This is a genomic window from Paracidovorax cattleyae, from assembly GCF_900104515.1.
GTDB lineage: Bacteria > Pseudomonadota > Gammaproteobacteria > Burkholderiales > Burkholderiaceae_C > Paracidovorax > Paracidovorax cattleyae.
The window spans coordinates 1-3064 of sequence record NZ_FNJL01000082.1 but is presented as its reverse complement, the minus strand read 5'-3'; the positions used below and the strand labels follow the sequence as shown (position 1 = coordinate 3064).

General features: G+C 59.4%; 2 protein-coding genes and 1 pseudogene. 2 read left to right on the top strand and 1 reads right to left on the bottom strand.

The window, feature by feature from the left end; genetic code table 11:
• A partial coding sequence (locus tag BLR05_RS25545; RefSeq protein WP_092840626.1) for a tyrosine-type recombinase/integrase occupies positions 1-1027 on the bottom strand: 1027 nt, incomplete at its 3' end.
• 369 nt (positions 1028-1396) lie between these two features.
• Between BLR05_RS25545 and BLR05_RS25540 the strand changes: the two are divergent.
• Positions 1397-1855 (top strand): annotated as a pseudogene (locus BLR05_RS25540) (IS3 family transposase); the annotation flags it as partial.
• Between the two features lie 160 nt (positions 1856-2015).
• Complete coding sequence (locus tag BLR05_RS25535) at positions 2016-2918, top strand: IPTL-CTERM sorting domain-containing protein (RefSeq protein WP_092840623.1); 903 nt, start codon at positions 2016-2018, stop codon at positions 2916-2918.
• The last annotated feature ends 146 nt before the right edge of the window (positions 2919-3064 follow it).

Here is a 3064-nt window from a genome sequence, read left to right as displayed (position 1 = left end):
CCCCAGGGCAGTTGCTATCGCGCTCCCGAAGCAGGTGAATGTGTGCGGATAGCCTTGATGCTGGGCTCGGATCAGGGGTTGTGAGAGGTTCCCTCCAGGCATCCTTGTTCCATGCCTTGCCTTCGGCACGGCGGAAGATCGGCGCTGTTCCCGGCTGGTCTTCGCAGAGGCTGGCAAAGAACTCGGCGGTGGTCTTCGGCAACGCGATCCGTCGTCCGCGTCCAGCCTTATCGTTCCCGATGGACAGGGTTTGCAGCCGTGGGTCGTAGCGAGACACCTGAAGTTGTGCGAGCGCGCCCGGTCGCAGCGGCACCACGGACATGCCTCGAAGGAAGTGGGCGAGGTCTGGCGCTGCGTGCGAAATGAATGTGCGGCGCTGTTCGATGTTGAGATACAGCTCGCGTCGACGGTCGACGTTCTTGAGCGGCTTGAGCTTGCTGCGCCACGCGAAGTTGCTGGTGACGAAGCCATCCTCCAAGGCGAGGTTGAGCGCTGCCCGAAAGCAGGTCATGTCGCGGTTGAACGAACTTTCCGACCGGGGCTTGCCGTTTTTCTTGGGCTTGTCCTGCAGGGCCTTGCGCCATGCCGCGACGTGACTTGGTGTCAGCTTGGACAGGTCGGTCGCGGCCAGTTTGGGGTCGTTCAGAACGTAGTTGTTGAAGCGCTGCTCTGCATCGTGTGCGGCCTTCTCGGAGCGTGTGCGGCGCTGGTGTGATACGTAGTGATCGCAGGCATCCTTGATCGTGGTGACGGTGGTCAGTCCGCCCTTCGCAATGTGCTCGAACCACTGGGTTGCGGCGCGCGTTGCGAGGTCGTAGCGTTGATGTTCCGGGAGCAGGGAAAAGTCACCGAGGGCCTTGTAGGTCTTCTTGCGAGTTGCCTCGTCGTAGAAGCGGGCGATCCACGTGCCTGCGCCGTCCGACATCTTGCGGAAGCCCACATGGCGGCCCTTGCTGAGAGGCGCCCAGTAAGGTTCACGCCGGTGCTGGAGCCGAGCGCGCTGCGTGACTTGGTGGATGTACTGCATGACCCATCTCCCGCTGCATCTGAGGTCTCCATGGGGTACGGAGACCGTGCGGAAATTGTACGGAAAAGATGGGTGGAAATCGCTGGATTCCCATGGTTAAGAAATTGGAATTTCTTAATGGAATCAAGTCCTTAGACGTCCATAGAGGTCCTCAGTTTTTGCTTTGACATGGTGGGGGTCGTTGGTTCGAGTCCAATCGCGCCTACCAATTTTTCTCTCTGAAGTGGACCAGACTTCAGAATTCCAGGGAACTGTTGGGGAACTTTTCAGGTTCCAGTCCCGATCAAGCCGCCTCCTTCAGGCGGCTTTTTCATTTCTGCCAGCATCTGCTCGATCTTCGCTTTCTCCCTCCCGCGTTCGGCGCCGTCGATGGACGTCTTCAGCCGGCGCATCGTCGGCTGGTCGATGGGCGAGCGAATGACCGCGCAGCTCGTGCTGGCGGCGCTGAACATGGCATTGGCCCAACGCAAGCCCCGGGACGTCATCCACCATTCGAACCAGGGCAGTCAGTACACCAGCCTGGCGTTCGGACAACGCTGCGCCGAGATGGGCGTGCGCCCATCGATGGGCAGTGTGGGTGACGCGTACGACAACGCCATGGCCGAGAGCTTCTTCGCCACGCTCGAATGCGAACTGATCGAGCGGCGAAGCTTCCGATCGAAGGCGCAGGCGAAGGCCGCGGTGTTCAGCTACATCGAGGGCTGGTACAACCCGCGCCGACGCCACTCGGCGCTGGGCTGCCACTCACCCGTAGAGTTCGAGCGCCGCTTCGTCGCCGAGCCGTGTCAAGCAACGGAGATCGACGAGAACGACCACATCCCGGCTTGAGAATCAAGCCGATAACCGTCCGTGAAAGCGGGGCAACTTCAGGGGTGCAGATCGGGGGTAGCCAGAAGGTGTTTTCGGGTGGAAAATCTAAAAGGATGCTCCGACAGCATTCGCAGGGCGAATGCAGTAGCTCAGCAATGCCATCGAACTTGGAAGAGTGATGAAGAACAGCCTACTTTTTCCCAGAGCGTTGCCTCCGCGCGAGCCTGCCGAGTCGCAAAGAACTATTGGGCAGCACCTTGCACTGCACTGGGGTCTGGTGGTCATTGCCACAATCGGCGCAATTCCTTATGCCGTCCATGCGCAAACGACTTTCGACTTCTCCGCCGGCTGGACGGGCACAGGGGCAAACGTGACGTACCAGACGACGCCGTACACGACCACGAGCAAGGGTACGCCGTTCACACTGACTCCGCCGACCGGGTCTGGCATGTACCGGCTCTTCCCTGTGAGCAACGCTGTGAATGGGGCATCTGCCGCAGACACCGCGCTCGGGCTCACTCAAGGAACCGTTGATTCACTCCTCAATCACAACCCCAATTTTGCCGGCAGCGTTACCAACTTCTCGATTCTGTCGCAGACGATGATGTTGAACGCCGGAACTTACTCTTTTGCATGGGCATTGAACGTCACCGATCCCGGCTTCAATGATGGCGCGTTGGTGTCTATCGTCGGAAATGGCTTCCAATACATTGAATCGCTGGCGAGGGCGGGGGGGCCTGGAGATACGTCAGGACCATCGCCACATACCTATATTGCCTACAACTACGGTCCGGCCAGTGGGGTTACACCTTGGATAACTACCACTGTCAACATCGCCACAACCGGCGCCTACAAAATCAGCTTTGCCAATTACAACTGGAAAGATCTCGCCGTCCCCCCGAACTTCTTCGTCACCAGCACGCCAGGAACCTACACAGGCAATCCATTGGCGGGCAACAGCGGCGGGCCACCTACAGAAGCCTCCAGCACAAGCATTCCTACGCTCGGCGCATGGGGACTGATCTTGCTGTCTTCGCTGATGGCCGTGTTCGGCATAGTGGGTGTGCGGAGAGGTCGCTGAGCTGCTTAGAAAGTAAGGCCCGCACGCAGCGGGCCTTACTTTTAGGTCACGTCAAGAGGGTGTAGACGAAATCAACCATCGAGCGCGAGCCTGCTGAGCAGGATACGCGCCTCAGCGAGCCAGACCCAGGCAGTGGAGATCGAGGT

Bases quoted from the DNA above. Each gene is read 5' to 3' on its own strand.
- BLR05_RS25535 (WP_092840623.1), top strand. From the start codon at position 2,016: ATGAAGAACAGCCTACTTTTTCCCAGAGCGTTGCCTCCGCGCGAGCCT.